The following is a 14944-nucleotide window of genomic DNA, read 5'->3' as shown; positions in this document are numbered from 1 at the left end:
CCGTAAGCCGGCCCTAGAGGGACGGGTCCCGAGGCCAACGACAGACCGCTAGGCTCCCGGTCAGGGATCGAGCCAGGTCCGGCGGCGACCGCCGCCTAGGCGATGGTGACGCCGTCCTCCAAGTAGACGTCCTGGATGGCGTGGAGCAGCGCCGCCCCTTCGGCCATCGGCCGCTGGAAGGCCTTGCGGCCGGAGATCAGGCCGGCACCACCGGCGCGCTTGTTGATCACCGCCGTGCGCACCGCGTCGGCGAGGTCGCTGTCGCCCTTCGAAGCGCCCCCGGAGTTGATCAGGCTGGCCCGCCCCTGGTAGCAGTTGACCACCTGCCAGCGCACCAGGTCGATCGGGTGGTCCGAAACCAGATCGCCGTAGACCCGATCGTGGGTGTGACCGAAGCCGATCGCCGGATAACCACCGTTGTTGGTCGCCATCTTCTGCTTGACGATGTCCGCCTCGATGGTGACGCCGAGGTGGTTCGCCTGGCCGGTGAGGTCCGCCGCCGCGTGGTAATCGGTGCCGTCCTTCTTGAACGCACTGTTGCGCAGGTAGCACCACAGCACCGTCACCATGCCGAGTTCATGGGCGCGGGCGAAGGCCTCGGCGATCTCGACCAGCTCGCGGTCACAGTCTTCGCTGCCGAAGTAGACGGTGGCGCCGACGGCGGCGGCTCCCATGTCCCAGGCCTGCTCCACCTGGGCGTAGATCACCTGGCTGTAGTAGGACGGGTGGGTCAGCATCTGGTTGTGATTGAGCTTGACCAGGAAGGGAATCTTGTGGGCATAGCGACGCGCCACGGCTCCCAGCACGCCAAGACTCGAAGCCACCGCGTTGCAACCGCCCTCGATCGCCAGCTCGACGATCTTGGCGGGATCGAAGTAAGCCGGGTTGGGGGCGAAGGAGGCCGCCCCGGAGTGCTCGATGCCCTGATCGACGGGCAGGATCGAGAGATAGCCGGTGCCCGCCAGGCGACCGCTGTCGTGCAGCCGGGCCAGGTTGACCAACACCTGCGGCTTGCGGTCCGAGTCGCGCCACGAGCGGTCGATGTGATCCGGTCCCGGCAAGTAGAGGTCGTCCTTCGAGACGGCGCACGAATGCCCGAGCAGATCGTCGGCGTCGGCTCCGAGAAGCTGGCGAATGTTTTCGATGGTCATGGTTTCCCCTTCGTCTCCTCCCAACCGGAGGCGCTTTCGGGTGGCGTCGATTTCCGATCAAGGGCCGTGTTCTGATAGAGACACGAGTCGTGCCGCGTCGCCGGCAGAAGCGAGAAACTCCCACCCGCCGGAAGGCGTCATTGTAACCCGGAAGACCATGACGACCCCGCAACGCTTTCACCGCGTCCGCTCCGTCCTCGATCGCCGGCAACCGGACCTCACGGTGCTGCTCGAGAACGTCCACAAGGCTCACAACTTCTCGGCTATCTTGCGCAGCTGTGACGCCGTCGGCGTCTTCGAGGCCCACGCCGTGACTCCGACCGGTGAGCTGCCCAGACTGCACAACGCGGTCACCAGCGGCACCGGGAAATGGGTGCGCGTGCGCTCCTATCTCGACATCCACTCGGCCTACGACACCCTCCGCGAGCAGGGCTTCCAGATCCTCGCTGCCCACCCGGCGGAGGGTGCCATCGACTACCGGCAGGCGGACTTCACGCGGCCCACGGCGGTGCTCCTCGGGCAAGAGAAGGACGGCGTCACCCAGGAGGCGGCGATGCGCGCCGATGGCTGGATCGTCATTCCGATGCTCGGCATGGTGCCGAGCCTCAACGTCTCCGTCGCCAACGCGCTGATCCTCTTCGAAGCCCAGCGCCAGCGCCAACAAGCCGGCCTCTATGAGCAGAGCCGCCTCGACCCGGAGATCTACCGCCGCACCCTCTTCGAGTGGACCTACCCGATCCTCGCCGAGCGCTGCCAACGCTTCGGCGTGCCCTATCCCGAGCTCGACGACGACGGCGAGCTCCTCGGCGAGGTCCCACGTTAGGGGACGGCAAGGCCAAGGCTCGGCCGGAGTGAGAAAAAGCACCGGGACTCCAGAGCTGCCCCGGCGAGTTGCCCCGGCGAGTTGCCCCGAAAGTCCCGGGGAATCCCATCACGAGAACAGCGTCGGAAAAGAGTCCGCGCTCAGGCGGCCGAAAAGTCAGCCGCCGTGCTCGCCCACGGGCACGATGACGTAACCCCCCGGCCGACCGCTGTTGACCATGAACACCGGGCTCTTGCCGCGCGGATCGCCGCCGATGTCTTCATTCGTCATGTAGGGGGCGTAGAACATGACGTGGGCGCCGTAGGAGATCACCCGGTCCGGAGCCACCGGCACGCGGTTGTTGGGGGACAGCATGTAGTTGATCCCCGGCCGTGAGGGGGAGCGCAGATCTCCCCGTGCCCAGGCCGCCGCCAGCTCGGCCTTGATCTCGGCGGCCTCCTTGCCGGCCATCATCAGCTCACCGCGCAACAGAATCTCCTGCAGCAGCGTCGCCGAGCCCTCGGCATCGAGGCACTGCGGTTCCCAGGCATCCTTCTGGCTACGCCCGACGATGCAGTGGAAGCCGTTGCGGCTCGGCCGCGCCAGCTCGTAGCCGGTCGCCGTCAGGACGTAGACCCCGGCCTGTTCGCGGATGGTCTCGGGAGCCGCCTCGAGGGCCCCGGCCATCTCACTCTCGAGATCGGGAACCTTCGGCCGCCAGGCCTGCGCCGAGGTACTGGTCGCCAACAGGGCGAAAATCAAGGTCACTAGCCAGAATCGCGTCGTCCGCGTCATGAGAGATCTCCTTCCTCCGGATCGACCGGAATGGTTGTCTCTCCTGGGTGGACCGACTCGCCGGATGGGTTCGATCTCAGCGGCCATCGAACCCTTTGGCCGGCCCCCGTCACCCAGTGCCATGGAAGAGAATGGGGCCATGGGCGAGGCCCGCATCGTCGACCAGTTCTTGAGGGAAGGCTCGGAAGAGGCCTTTCGGCGGCTCTATCGACAGCACACGCCCTACCTCTGGGCTCTCGCCCTGCGTACCTGCGGTGGACGACGCAGCGAGGCCGAGGACGCCCTTCAGGAAGCCTGGATCCGGGCCGCCGAGCGCCTCGCCGAGTTTCAGGGTCGGTCAGCCCTGCGCACCTGGCTGGCGGGCATCGTCTTCAACTGCTGCCGCGAGGTGCTGAGGCGGCGGACTCCCCAGCTCACGGAAACGCCAGCGGCAACCGCCAGCAACTCACCGGACCAGCGCCTCGACCTCGAACGGCTGGTCGCCACCCTGCCCCAGGGCCAGCGCGAGGTCCTCGCCCTCTACCACCTCGAAGGCTTCACCCACGACGAGATCGCGGCCCTCCTCGACATCGCACCGGGGACTTCCAAGAGCCGCTTGTTCGAAGCTCGCCGTGCCCTTCGGCGACACCTCGAGGCATCCCCGGGAGAAAGCCCATGAGCCGCCCCGACGAGCGCGACCTCCTGCCCCCGGATCTCGAGCTTCCGAGTCGCCTCGAGCCGCCGGCGGCCCTCGAAGAGCGCGTCGTCAGCGCGCTGCGCCAGCGCGGCCTGGTCAGGCCCGCGCCCCGCCGACCGAGGGTCCCTTGGCTCCTCGCCGCCTGTCTGCTCGCCGCCCTCGGCGGCTGGTGGGGACGCTCTCTGGTCGAGACGTCGACCCCGCCCCGGGCGGCCGGCGACCACTACCTGCTGCTGCTCACCGAGCCCCGCCCCCTGGCGACGGACAAGCCGATGCCCGAGCTGGTCGCCGAGTACGCCGCCTGGGGCGCCGAGCTCGCCGAAGAGGGCAAGATCATCGCCGCCGCCCGACTCAGGCCCGGCGGCGAGCACCTCAAACCGCCGGCAAGCCCGACCGGCGAAGAGATCGCCCAGGTCACCGGCTACTTCATCCTGATCGCGCCGGACCTCGAGACCGCCCGCGCCATTGCCGCCACCTGTCCGCACCTGGCCTACGACGGCGAGATCAGCGTCCGCCGCCTCTACGGCGACACCTCTCCCCCGCGGCGCTAGGCTAAAGCGGCGCGCTCAGCAGGGATTTGCGCCATTGAATCCGAGAGGCGGCCAGCCACAGGCCGTCGTCCGAGAAGCGGGGATGCACGAGGTCGGCGCCAGGGTCGAAGGCGAGGAGTCGCGCGGTGCTCGCGCCATCATCGATAGCGGCGGTCGCGGCGACCTCCCACAGGCCCATGCGCTCGCCGGCCAGGCCCGAGAACAACAAGGTCGTTCCGTCCGGTGACCAGTCCACGTCGCCGATGGTCGAGCTCTCGAACTCGGCGATGCGGACGGGCTGCCCTCCTTCGCTTCTCCGGACCCAGAGGGCCTTGCGCTGGTCTCCTTCGCTCGTCACCAGAGCGAGCTCGCCCTGGGGTCCGAAGATGACATTGTCGACACCGAAGGCGCCCGCAGGCGTCCTCACCTGGATTTGCTCCAAGAGCTCTCCGGATGTCGGGTCGATGGTGATCACCCAGGCGGAGGAGGCATTGCCCTCGTCGTGGCGATGGGAGCAGAAGGCGAGCTTGCGGGAGTCGGGCGACCAATCGACCATCCCGACGTCGAATCCGAAGTCGCTGAGGCGAATCTCCGCAGCCTCCGGCACGTCCGCTCGCTTGAGGTAGACGTCGTCCGTGCTGCCTGGCTCCGAGTAGGACGACACCGGCTGCGGAGCGCGGTGAGAGTGGTAGGCGATCCACCGGCCGTTCGGCGACCATGTCGGCGTGAAGTCCTCGTGCCATCCCACGACGAGCGGCCGACCCGGACCAACCCGGCCATCGACACCGATGGTGGAGATCCAGGCATCGAGATTGAGCACCATGTCGGCCAGGCGCCAGGGGCCGACGGTGTATGCGATGGCCTCGCCGTCCGGCGACCACACGGGAAGCTGGCCGTGGCGCGCGATCACCTCCATCGGGCCACCGCCAGCGGCCATGCGGACGACTTGTTGGACGACTTCGTTGCGGGTCCAGGTCACGCGGCCATCAGCGATCGACGGCGAGAAGTCGTCGGCGCTCGGAGCCCCGGCGACGTACTGCAACGATCCGTCCATCCGCACCGCCCACAGATCGAGGTCGCGATCGGAAAAGGGAGCGTGACGCTCGGCGGCGACCGGTGGGCCCGGAGAAGCCAGGGCCACGAGCACCCTCGCGGGATCCTCTGCATAAGCAATCGGACTCCAAAAGAGCGGCGCATCGAGTCCCCGGCGGATGGCGTGGGAACCTTCGCCCGCTCGGTAGGCGAACAAGGTGCAGGAGCCATCGGGCTGTTGGACCAGCACGAAGAGCTGATCGCCGTCATCGCTCCACACCATGCCCCGCGCGGGGCCCTCGAGATCGTGCTCCTCGGTCGCGCCCTGCCGGCGGATCACCAGGCGTTCCCCTGCTTCGGGACTGCGCTCCGTCCAGGCCACCTCGGCACCGGCTCGGCTCCACACCGCGGTTCGGTGCGGCGGCGCATCGGCCATGGGCCGTGGTTCGGTTCCCGTTCCGAGCTCCAGCCAGGTGCGCGACGGCGAGAAGGTGAAGAAGGCGAGATCGCGGTCGCCGCGCTGAGTGGCGAATTGCGCCGGCGCCGGCAAGAGCGCACCAGACTCCGTGTCGAGGAGCGAAGGCCTGCCGCCCACCGTCCAGAACAGGAGGCGACCATCGCGGCTGGTGTGCGACTCCGAGAAGGTGGGCTCGAACCAGCCCGAAGGCGTCACCGAGTGGAGCACGCGCGGAACGGCTCGGGCATCGGCCTCTGGCGGCGCATCCGGCAGCGACGGGGAGCTCACCCCACACGCCAGGCTCAGCAAGCCAGCGGTCAAAAAGGCGAGCATGGTTGCAGCGTCCGAAATCGTCCTCACGAGACCGGCTCCTTTCGTCGAAAGCGTTGATGGGAGGTGAGAGGGCGCTGCGGCTCGAATCCAACAGCTCGGCGAAAGCTGCGCCTGAACCACCCGGCTCGCGACCCCGTCCCAACCCGTCGTCAAGAAGGGGACTCACCGTGGGAAGAGTACCGGACCGGGAACAGGTCTTGGGCAGGGGCCACCGCGATCGACGGCGGTTGCCCCTGCCATCGCCTGCTACTCGGGCAACCGCGTGAGCAGGCCTCGAGCTCGCTGGCGCAGCAGCGGAGCTTCGTCCGGGTCGGCTGCCATGGCGGTGAGCGATGCTCGACTCACCGCCGCCCAAGGCGCCAGCCGCTCGAGGAGGCGGTGCTGGCGCTACAAGACGCCTACGAAGCTCGCGACGGCTGGGAGCTGCCGTTCCTCGCGGTCTATCCGCTCTATGCTCCGCTGCGCTCGGACGAGCGATTCCAGGCGATCGTGCGGGGCGTCCTCGGTCCATTGGCACCTGCCTTCGGACAGACCAAGGAAGCCACATCCGAGAGCCTTCTCGACGACACTCTGGATGCCGAGCCAGAAGTTCCGACCGCAGACTAGTCCGGGACCGGAACCGGCTTTCTCTCCTCCCAGCGATGTCCGCACTGACGGCAGACCAGAAACGGGCTCTGCAGCTTGAAGTAGGCGAGGATCGCGGGGATGAGCAGGAGAAGGCCGGGCAAGGGCAGCATGGTCAGACCGGCAGCGCGGCGTTTCTGGGGCACGGAATAGTAGTCCTGGCAGCCGCAGCGAGGACAGACTTCGAACGCGGTATCGGTGGCCTCGTCAACGGCCGCGCCGGCTTCCTCGCCGTGAGAGGCGAGCAGCTTCTCCGCCGCCTCGGAATCGGTCGCGGCCACCTGGAGACGAATCCCACCCAGGGCCACCCCGAGCTGCCAGTGAACACCGCCCATCTGCTCTTCCGGGATCCAGGCGGGTACGCCCGAGCCTTCGAGGGCTGAGCGAGCGAGCTGCGCCTCGACCAGGGACAGGTAGCGACCGACCGTGACCGGCGCTCCGGAGGGCGTCTTTGCCGACTCCATCGAGTTTTCGTTCACCCTCTGAAGCCTAGCAGGAAGCCTGCTGTGGGGCTCCCCGCCCGGGGCGCCCGGCCAGAGGCGCCCCCACCGGAGAGCTCTTCAGCAGATGGCTAGCCCTACCGCGCCTTGCGCTTATTCTTTCCCTTGAACAGCTTCAGGAAGAAGATGCGCGCCGCGACGTCGCCTTCGGCGGGGCCGTCGAGGGCGGTGCCGATTTCGAAGTCGACGAGCATTTGCCAGGGCAGGGTGAGGGTGCCGCCGACGCCGATGCCGGCGAGCAGCTCGCGGTCGAGGCCGATGTCCTCGGCGGTGGCCCAGACGGCGTCGGCTTCGACCTCGAAGCGAATCTTGTCGGCGGCGTTGATGCCGTACTCGAGGTGGGCTCCCTGGACCTCGTCGGCGCGCACCAGGCCGCTCGGATAGCCGGCGACGTTGCTGTCGGCGAAAAGGCCGAAGTCGTAGCGCGAGAAGCGGTCGAGGTTTTCACCGTCGAGGTGCTCGAGGTTGACCGTGAAGGCGCGGAAGTTGCGCAGCCAGAAGGTCTTCGACAGGTTGACCTGCCAGCGCACGTACTCTTCCTGGTCGGGGTCGAACTCGGTGTTGCCGGGCAGCCCCCAGAACTCCCAGTCGGCGCGCCGGTTGAGGCTGCCGGAGATTCCCAGGCGGTAGCCGGAGCGATCGTAGAAGAGCTCCGCCTGGGCAGTGTGGGTGAGGGTGTCCTGAGGTAGCACGAAGTCTTCCGCCGTGTCGTCGGCGCGGCCGTAGGAGGTGGTGCCCAAACGGTAGGTCAGATCGAGCTTGGCGAAGCGACCGAGGGGGCGGCCGAGGAACAGAGAGACCGAGGAGCTGCGACTCTCGACCTCTTCCGCCTCGACTTCTTCACCGTCGCGGAAGAGCTCGTCTCCGAAATCGACGAAGAAGCCGGAGAGGGCGACGCCGGCATTCCAGCGGCTGCCGAACAGCTCCGGCTCGGCGAGGTTGGCGTTGATGAAGGGACCGGCGAAAAAGACGTTGAGCTGGTTGCCGGAGTCGCGGAAATCGAAGTCCAGGTAGTTGAGACCGGCCAGCGGCAGCGGGAAGTCGACAGTCTCGTCCCAGAAGACACCGCCCACCAAGAACAGTCGGCTGGTGTCCTGCTCTTCTTCGACATAGCGCTCGCCGCTCTCGTCCTTACGCAGGTAGCGCAGCCCTTTCTCGGTATCGCGCACCATCGTGAAGTCCGAAGCCAGGGCCGCTTCCCGCGCCTGCTCGAAGCCGGCACCGTTGAGGCGCAGCTCGGTGACTTCCGTTTCACGCTCGAGGGGCACGGTGGCGCTGAACAGCGACAGCACCTGCTGGCTGACGATGCGCAGCGGCAGGACGAAGGCCTGCTGGCCCCACTGGCTGGCGTTGCCGACGTCGTCGACGGGCTCGAAGAAGGTGGTTTCCTCGTTCGAGATGACGTCGCCTTCGAGGCCGATCTGGGAGGCTCGGGTGCGCACCCGCGCGTAGAGCTCGCGATCCACCCAGACGGTGCCCTGGAAGAGGTTGCCGCCGGCGCCGCCATCGACCGGCTCGAAGTCCACCACCCAGCAGTCACGGCCATCGATGGTATCCGTGCCGCGCAGCGAGTAGCGGTAGTCCTTGGTGAAGCGAATCTCGACCGGCAGCGCCGCCGCCTTCTCGGGCTGGAAGAGGGGCAGCTCCGGTAGCTGCTTCGACTTCCACTTGACGCCATCGACATAGAAGTCCTGCCACACCCAGTCGAAGCCCTGCCCCCGGCGGTAGAAGAAGTCGCCGGCATAGGAGGCTTCGATCGAGCCCGGACCAGCCTGGATGCGCAGATGGAGGATGTTGCGCGACTGGTAGTGGTCGAGACGCCGCGCCTGGTCGTCTTCGAAGGCCTGCAGGCGACGCAGGATCTCCTCCACCGGCATCTGGCGCTCGTCGGCCACCTCGATGCGCTCGTCGAGGCCCTGGAGCTCCTGGGCACTCAGCCGGTCGACGCGCAGCAGAAGAGCCGCCGTCGGGTCGTCGAGGGTGACGAAGAGACGGCCGCCGCCACGGCTCTGGTCGAAGATGATGTCGTCCTCGCCGCTCTCCAGGCTGACCTGTCGCGGGCTGGCGAGCTGCGGATCGTCGAAGGACAAGGAAACCTTGTCGCTACCCGCCGCCGGCTCGACGACGACCCGCAGATCGAGATCCTCGCCGCGCACGAAGGCCCAGGCGCCGGCGGCACCGGTGGGAGAGGCGGTCTGCGAGTAAGAGAGGTCACCGGCGAACTCCCGGGCCAGGACCTTGAGGGGGGCCAGCGCCTCGGCTGTCGGTCGCGGCAAATCGAAGAAGGTCACCGCGGCACCAGCGACGGCCGATTCCGCCGCCCGCGCCAGAGCGCCGGCCGGAGCGTCCGGCCAGGCCAGCGCATCGACCGCCAGCGGCACCCCCGGATCGAGCTCCGCGAGCAGAATGGTCAAGGCCTCCAGGTCGGCGCCCGGAGTGACCGCGATGCCGTCGACATAGGCCGCCACCTCTTCGCCGTAGAGCTGCCGCAGAAAGCTCTCGTCGCCGCTCACCGGGCCGACGAAGAACGCCGCCTCGCCGGTGCCGGAACGACCGGCGGCTCCGGTCACCGCCACCGCCGCGCGCTTGATGAGGTAGGCCAGGTCGTCGGCGGTCATGGCACCGCCAGCGGGCTCCCAGACGGCCTGGATAGTGCCGCCACCACCGGCTCCCCCGGCGAGCGCCGTCAGGGTGCGGATCTCGCCCTCGAAGCGCTCGAGGTTTTGGCGCAAGGGCGCCGGCGTGCGGAAGACGGTGCGCACCCAGGGCTCGGCCCCGGCGCGCCGCACGGCGTCGGCCGCCGCCAGGTCGACCTCGCCGCCGAGCTCGACGGTCCAGGCCACGAACAGGCGATCGTCGGACCCCAGGGCGGGGTCCCCGGCGAGCGCCGCCAACGCGGCCATCGGGGCTTCGACCCGCACGCCGGCGCAGGGCGCGCAGTCGAGGCGGGCAGCCCGCAGCTCACCAGACATCACAGTCAACATCACGGCCACCGTCCACAAAGTCACTTTTCTGCTTGCCGACATGTCTTGCCTTTCAACGCTCACCGCGGGGGTGATCTCGGGAGTTCGCGGGCCGCACCGGGCCCGACGGCGACCCGGTGGGTCTCAAAGGTTATTCGATCCGTCCCTGCAATGGGATTCGAACCGGCTCGAAACCACTCTTTGCATCGCGGATGCCAACGCCGAAAGGGCGCTCCGCGGGCCCCCGGACTACACCGCCTGGAGCCGCCCGTCGGGCCGAAGCGGCAAGGTGTCCAGAAAAACGAACACACCGTCGACGGTCGACCGCGGCCAGCGCCCACGGCGGCGGCCGATCGGCCCAAACAGAGAGCGGGCCCACGGCCTTGTCGCGAGCACATGGCCGGCTGGGCCCGGGTTCACCCTTGACCCACGCCGCACTCTGCCGTAAATTCTCCTCGCTCATCGAGACCGGCAGAGGGAGAGGCCCTTTGATGCCGGGGCAACCTTCGAAGCAAACCACTTCGGAACGGTGCCAAATCCTACGGGAGCCGAAGGCTTACCGAGAGATGAGTTGCCACGGAGCTAGCGCTCGGCGCGGTAGGAAGTGGCAGCGATCCTCACGCAGGGTTCTCGACGACGAGCTCATCGCAAGGAGGATTGCCCGATGGCCTCAAATCCAACCCCCAGTCAGTCGATTCCACGGACTCCGCGACGCTGCGGCGCAATGGCGATCCGTGTCTGCATCTTCCGCTTCACCGACCGCCATTTTCAGAAAGGGAGCGTTCACTCATGATCACGACCAACCTCGGATATCCACGGATTGGCCCCGACCGCGAGCTCAAGCGTCTGGTGGAAGGGCACTGGCGCGGCAAGGTCAGCGCCGAGCAGCTCCTCGCCGGCGCCAAAGAGCTGCGTCTCGCTGGCTGGCGCAAGCAGGCCGAGGCGGGCATCGACCTGGTGCCGTCGAACGACTTTTCCCTCTATGACCAGGTGCTCGACCACATCGCGATGTTCGGAGCGGTGCCGGAGCGCTACGGCTGGCAGGGCGGCGACGTCGACCTGGCGACCTACTTCGCCATGGCGCGCGGCCACCAGGGGGTCACCGCCATGGAGATGACCAAGTGGTTCAACACCAACTACCACTACATCTCGGCGGAGCTCGACGGCCGCTTCTCGCTGACCGAGAACCGTCCGCTGACCGCTTGGCGCGAAGCCAAGGACGAGCTTGGCCTGGAGACCAAGCCGGTGATCATCGGCCCCTTGACCTTCCTCGCGCTGGCCAACAACCCCAACGATCTCGCCTTCTCGGGCCTCCTCGACAGCCTGTTGCCGCTCTACGGCCAGGTGCTGGCGGAGCTCGCCGAAGCCGGCGTCGAGTGGGTGCAGATGGACGAGCCGATCGCGGTCATGGACCTCGGCGACGAGCACCGTGAGCTGCTCACCCACTGCTACCGCACCCTCTCCCAGGGCAGCACCCCCAAGCTCATGGTGCAGACCTACTTCGAGGATCTCGGCGACAACTGGTCGACGGTGGTCGATCTGCCGGTCGCCGGCATAGGCCTCGATCTGGTGCGCGGCGCCGACAATCTCGAGCTGCTCGATCGCCACGGCTTCCCGTCGGACAAAGCCCTCGGCATCGGCGCGATCGACGGCCGCAACGTCTGGCGCACGGACCTGCGCGCCGCCCTCGGCACCCTCGAGCGCGTCGGCCGCCACTGCGACCTGTCCCAGGCGCACCTCGGACCGAGCTGTAGCCTTCTCCACCTGCCGGTCCACCTCGGCCTCGAAGGCGCCATGGACCCCAGCATCCGTGAGTGGATGGCCTACGCCGACGAGCGCCTGGCGGAGATCGCCGCCCTGCGGCGGGCCCACGACGAGGGCGCCTCAGCGGTGGCCGATGCCCTCGCCGAAAGCGACCAGATCGCCGCCCGGCGGCGCCAGGACCCGCGCCTCTCGAACGCCGCCGTCGCGGCGCGCCTCGCGGCCCTGACGGAAGACGACTTCCAGCGCGACACGGAGGATCAGGAGCGGCTGCGGCGGCAGAACGAGAAGCTCGGCCTGCCGCTCTTCCCCACCACCACCATCGGCTCCTTCCCGCAGACCGCCGAGGTCCGCCAGGCGCGCGCCAAGTACCGCTCCGGCAAGCTCGATGCGGCGGGCTACGACCAGTTCCTCGACGAGAAGTTCCGCGAGGTGGTGGCGCTGCAGGAGGAGCTCGGCCTCGACGTCCTGGTGCACGGCGAATTCGAGCGCAGCGACATGGTGGACTTCTTCGCCCAGCAGCTCGACGGTGTCGCCTTCATCGAGGGCTGGGTGCAGTCCTACGGCACCCGCTGCGTGCGACCGCCGCTGATCTACGGCGACGTGTCGCGCCCCGAGCCGATGACCGTCGAGGTCTCGAGCCGGGTTCAGAAGATGACCGACCGCCCCCTCAAGGGCATGCTCACCGGGCCGGTGACCATTTTGATGTGGAGCTTCCCGCGCAACGACGTGTCGCCGGATCACATCGCCAACCAGCTCGGACTCGCCATTCGTGACGAGGTGCGGGATCTCGAGGCCGCCGGGATTCCGGTGATCCAGATCGACGAACCGGCCTTCCGCGAAGGGCTGCCGCTGCAGCGCGCCGATCGCGCCGCCTACGAGGAGTGGGCGACGCGCGCCTTCCGGCTGTCGTCCTGTGGCGTGCGCGCCGAAACCCAGATCCACACCCACATGTGCTACAGCGAGTTCAACGAGCTGATGCCCGCCATCTACGCCCTCGGCGCCGACGTGATTTCGATCGAGAACTCGCGCTCGGCGAGCGAGCTCCTCGAAGCCTTCCGCGACTTCAACTACGACCGCGGCATCGGCCCCGGCGTCTACGACGTCCACAGCGAACGGGTGCCGTCCGTCGAGGAAATGTCCGACCTCCTGCGGCGCGCAGCGAAGGTGCTCTCGCCGCAGCGCCTGTGGGTCAATCCGGACTGTGGCCTCAAGACCCGCGGCTTCTCCGAAACGGAAGCTTCGTTGCGCAATCTGGTGGCCGCGGCGCGCGCCGTGCGCCAGGAGCTCGCCAGCGGGTAGAGGTCTCGCCGACACCACCAGGACGAGCCCAGGAAAGCCGCCCGTCGGGCCGGAAAACGGTCCGACGGGGGTTTCTTTGGGTCGTCGAAATCGTCATCATTGACAGGACTTTTCCGCCTCTCAAGAGGCCAGATCGCAGGTTCGAGTGACAGTTTTCCCGCGAGGTGTCCCAAAAAAGTACCCTAGCCCCACTTACTTAAGAGAGTAGGTCAATTAGACCGCCGGCCAAGGCCGGTTTCGAATGCGATGCGATGCCCAAGACCTTCACCCCCTACTCTCAGGAGGAAACTGCCATGATCAGTGATGCAACAAACCAGCTCGACGAAAGGGTCGGACCGCGGGGAGGCACCACGACTCTCACCAAGAGTGGGATGGTTCGGAAGAATTTCTGGCTGCCGGTGGACGAAGCCGAGGCTCTCCGCCTGAAGGCCTTCAACGAGCGCCGGACCGAGGCCGACATCATCCGTCAGGCCTTGCGCGGAACCCTCGGACTCGACGACTGACCCTCATCGCCACCTTTCCGGTGGCTTGCCGTGGGGAAAGGCCAGGGGCGCCGCGGCGACTCGAGAATCCCCCCTCTCTGAAGAGAGCGGGGGTTTTTCTTTGCGCGCTGACGGGATCTCAGGCGCCTGATCCTCCCCAAGGGCCGAGAGCGTCGGCGAGCAGCCCGGAATCACCTTCGGAGCCAACGGTCAGCGAGAACCGCGACCGCGGAAGATTTCGAGGTAACTCTCCAGAGTCTCCAGAGCCAGTCGATCGGCGACCGGTTGCACCACTCGCACGCCGGCGCGGCGCATGCGCTGGGTCAGGCGCCGGTTGGCGAGCAGGATCTCGAGCGCCGACGCCTGGGCATAGGCGGCGTCGGCATCGACCGGCGGGTCGAGGGCGAGGTGAGAGAGCTCGGCATCCTGAAGGTTGATCAACATCGGCCGATGGCGCCGCTCGAGCTTCAAAAGAGCATCCCGCAGGACCTCGCCAGCTACCAAGTCGACCACCGAAGTGAACAACAGAACCGTCGCCCGCCGCGGCGAAGCGTCGATCGCCGCCTCCACCGCCAGGTCATAGGCCGGCTCCACCAGCCGGGCCTCGAAGTCGTAGAGGGCGCGATAGGCCGCCGCCATGCTGCGCCCGACGCGCACCGTACGCTCGACGCGATCGGAGAACCCGACCACCGTGACCTGGTCTCCGCGGGCGGCGGCCACCCGCGTCAGGGCGAGGGCCGCGGCCAGGGCATGATCGAGCTTGCTGCGCGCGCCGTCGAGGGAAGCCATCGCCCGAGCACCGTCGATCAAGACCACCAGCCGCGCGCCGCGCTCCCAGGTCTCCTCGCGCGTCACCAGCCGCCCATGACGCGCCGTCGCCTTCCAGTGGATGCGGTTGAGGGGATCCCCGGGGAGGTACTCGCGCAATCCGTAGGGCTCGCTGCCGACGCCCCGTAGGTGGCGATCGGGAGTGCCGAGCTGGCGGCGCTGGGCGAGCACCAGGAGCTGACCGACCTTGCCCTGCCAGCGAACCTGCGGGAAGACCGCCCGGCGCTCCACCGGCAGCAGGTCGCGCTGCGACCAGGCCAACCCCCACGGCCCGAGGCAACGCACCGTCAAGGGCGCCACCGCGTGATCGCCGCGGCGGCTGGGCGAGAGCTCGACCGACCACTCTCCACGACCACCGGCCGGTAGCTCCATCTCGTGCCGCCGCGGCGCCGGCGCCAAGGCCGGCGACAAGCCTTCCCGCAGGCGCAGCCGCAGGGCTCGGCTGGCCCGCGAGGTGACCGCCGTTTCGACCACCGCCGGGCTGTCCTGCACCAGCAGCGGCGGCCACTCCCGGCGCGCCTCCAGGGAGGCCCCCGCGGCGCGCCGCAAGTCGACCGCGAAGGCGAGCAGCAGAAGGGCATCGACGGCGAAGGCCATCGGCACCATCCAGGGCAGCAGCAGCCCCGCCGGCAGCAGCAAGGTGACCAGCCCGAGGGCCGCCAACAGGCGAGTCGAAGGCATCTAGCCCGGCCTTCTCAGCAGGATTCT

The 14944-nt window shown here is 68.0% G+C and carries 12 protein-coding genes and 1 riboswitch; of the genes, 6 read left to right on the top strand and 6 right to left on the bottom strand.

Annotation, left to right across the window (positions count from 1 at the left end):
* Positions 1 to 95 precede the first annotated feature (95 nt).
* On the bottom strand, positions 96 to 1145 hold the full coding sequence (locus tag AAF604_18740) for a class I fructose-bisphosphate aldolase (GenBank protein MEM7051712.1): 1050 nt from the start codon (positions 1143 to 1145) through the stop codon (positions 96 to 98).
* 163 nt (positions 1146 to 1308) lie between these two features.
* On the opposite strand from AAF604_18740, the gene trmH reads away from it, so the two are divergent.
* A complete protein-coding gene (gene trmH / locus AAF604_18735) occupies positions 1309 to 1974 on the top strand; it encodes a tRNA (guanosine(18)-2'-O)-methyltransferase TrmH (GenBank protein ID MEM7051711.1) in 666 nt (221 codons plus the stop codon).
* 156 nt (positions 1975 to 2130) lie between these two features.
* Here the strand turns inward: trmH and AAF604_18730 are convergent, their stop codons facing one another.
* A complete protein-coding gene (locus AAF604_18730; GenBank protein MEM7051710.1) occupies positions 2131 to 2748 on the bottom strand; it encodes a hypothetical protein in 618 nt (205 codons plus the stop codon).
* A gap of 139 nt (positions 2749 to 2887) precedes the next feature.
* Here AAF604_18730 and AAF604_18725 point away from each other — a divergent pair, with 139 nt between their 5' ends.
* Entirely contained in the window at positions 2888 to 3406 is a 519-nt protein-coding gene (locus AAF604_18725; protein MEM7051709.1) for a sigma-70 family RNA polymerase sigma factor, read from the top strand.
* Positions 3403 to 3975: a YciI family protein gene (locus AAF604_18720; protein ID MEM7051708.1), complete on the top strand. Its 573-nt coding sequence runs from the start codon at positions 3403 to 3405 to the stop codon at positions 3973 to 3975. Before AAF604_18725 ends, AAF604_18720 begins: the two co-directional genes overlap by 4 nt.
* Position 3976: 1 nt before the next feature.
* Here AAF604_18720 and AAF604_18715 read toward each other — a convergent pair whose 3' ends face one another.
* Positions 3977 to 5803, bottom strand: coding sequence for a hypothetical protein (locus tag AAF604_18715; GenBank protein ID MEM7051707.1), 1827 nt, complete (start codon positions 5801 to 5803; stop codon positions 3977 to 3979).
* Positions 5804 to 6154: 351 nt separating this feature from the next.
* Here AAF604_18715 and AAF604_18710 point away from each other — a divergent pair, with 351 nt between their 5' ends.
* Positions 6155 to 6382 carry a hypothetical protein gene (locus AAF604_18710; protein ID MEM7051706.1) on the top strand — a complete coding sequence of 76 codons (228 nt, stop codon included), beginning with the start codon at positions 6155 to 6157 and terminating at the stop codon, positions 6380 to 6382.
* On the opposite strand, the gene AAF604_18705 is transcribed toward AAF604_18710, so the two are convergent.
* On the bottom strand, positions 6379 to 6864 hold the full coding sequence (locus AAF604_18705) for a hypothetical protein (protein ID MEM7051705.1): 486 nt from the start codon (positions 6862 to 6864) through the stop codon (positions 6379 to 6381). The genes AAF604_18710 and AAF604_18705 overlap by 4 nt on opposite strands.
* 113 nt (positions 6865 to 6977) lie before the next feature.
* Positions 6978 to 9884: a hypothetical protein gene (locus AAF604_18700; GenBank protein MEM7051704.1), complete on the bottom strand. Its 2907-nt coding sequence runs from the start codon at positions 9882 to 9884 to the stop codon at positions 6978 to 6980.
* 435 nt (positions 9885 to 10319) lie between these two features.
* Positions 10320 to 10436, top strand: a riboswitch (SAM riboswitch).
* 216 nt (positions 10437 to 10652) lie between these two features.
* On the opposite strand from AAF604_18700, the gene metE reads away from it, so the two are divergent.
* Together metE and AAF604_18690 are read left to right on the top strand one after the other, a co-directional pair.
* Positions 10653 to 12926, top strand: coding sequence for a 5-methyltetrahydropteroyltriglutamate--homocysteine S-methyltransferase (metE, locus tag AAF604_18695; GenBank protein ID MEM7051703.1), 2274 nt, complete (start codon positions 10653 to 10655; stop codon positions 12924 to 12926).
* Between the two features lie 293 nt (positions 12927 to 13219).
* Entirely contained in the window at positions 13220 to 13429 is a 210-nt protein-coding gene (locus tag AAF604_18690; GenBank protein ID MEM7051702.1) for a hypothetical protein, read from the top strand.
* A 189-nt stretch (positions 13430 to 13618) separates the two neighbouring features.
* Here AAF604_18690 and AAF604_18685 read toward each other — a convergent pair whose 3' ends face one another.
* Entirely contained in the window at positions 13619 to 14917 is a 1299-nt protein-coding gene (locus AAF604_18685) for a DUF58 domain-containing protein (GenBank protein MEM7051701.1), read from the bottom strand.
* Between the last annotated feature and the right edge of the window lie 27 nt (positions 14918 to 14944).

The sequence above is a fragment of the Acidobacteriota bacterium genome (genome assembly GCA_039028635.1).
Classification (GTDB): domain Bacteria; phylum Acidobacteriota; class Thermoanaerobaculia; order Multivoradales; family JBCCEF01; genus JBCCEF01.
The sequence above is the reverse complement of the archived record's forward strand: the minus strand, read 5'-3'. Positions and strand labels throughout refer to the sequence as shown.